Consider the following 987-nt stretch of genomic DNA (forward strand, 5'->3'; position numbering starts at 1 on the left):
GCGCTATTGAAAATATTACTGGGAAGAGTATTGATAAAAATAAATACGATGATATTGCACACAAAAAAGACTTAGATAACTTAGCCACTAAGAAAGACGTTGATAATTCGTTAGCTACTGCTAAGCAGTACACAAATGATTGTATGTCAAATATCCATTATCCTAATAACAGTCTGAGACTATTTGTTGGAATTACCAACTTTAATGTTTTGTGGAGTATAGATACACCTTATATTGCCATTAGTAGTGGAGCTGGTTTAAATAATGATTCAGATAATTGGATTTTCAAGGGTGCTCATGGTGTCACAGTTATCGGAGATAAGGATTATCAAATAATTTATTCCGGTGATAAAAGGTACTACAGAATGGCTACAACCAAAGCACAATATTTCCCATTTTAAAGGAGGATAAACATGGCAATCAATAATGTCATTTTACGAAATAAGAATACTGGGGATGCGATTTATCCTCAAACGAGTTATAAGAATTTAATGGATTTACCTGATTTAATTACTAGTGATGACGTGAATGTTACTAGCTCAACGGAACCGCCTGTGTTAGGTCCGGAAGTTCAATCAGTTGTTAGTTTTACATCTAAAACAATTAATATTAACGGACTATTGATTTATTGTTTCGCTGGTACGTTCACTATTGATAAGAAGTTGCTAACAGATGGGCCATCAAATTGGGGAAGTGCTTCTAGAATTTTGTTCTATTTTCCTAAGGGAATTGAACCTCAACATTGGAATCCAATCACTGGAAGACTTTCTGGACAAGAATGGTCTAATACTTTGGCTTTTACTGAAGCATTTGGGGGAATTTATTTTGATGGATTTTTAGGAGCAATAGCGAATGATACAAGTGGCTATCCTCAAAAAATACAAATAGATGTTTCTGGGACGCTCTTATCACTATAAAAAGGAGGCTTAAACATGAATTTTTACATTACGATTGATGAATCTGGACTTATTACCAAAGCTCAAAAAG

General features: G+C 34.0%; 2 protein-coding genes. Both read left to right on the forward strand.

The features are described 5' to 3' along the window. Positions 1-401 (forward strand): hypothetical protein (locus tag AC6UD0_RS07270; RefSeq protein ID WP_500708690.1); only part of this gene is annotated, 401 nt, incomplete at its 5' end. A gap of 12 nt (positions 402-413) precedes the next feature. After that, positions 414-917, forward strand: coding sequence for a hypothetical protein (locus AC6UD0_RS07275; protein ID WP_500708691.1), 504 nt, complete (start codon positions 414-416; stop codon positions 915-917). Positions 918-987: the final 70 nt, after the last annotated feature.

The sequence above is a fragment of the Fructilactobacillus sp. X7R9C1 genome (genome assembly GCF_059901005.1).

Coding starts and splice junctions, on each gene's coding strand:
- AC6UD0_RS07275 (WP_500708691.1), top strand. CDS start 414: ATGGCAATCAATAATGTCATTTTACGAAATAAGAATACTGGGGATGCG.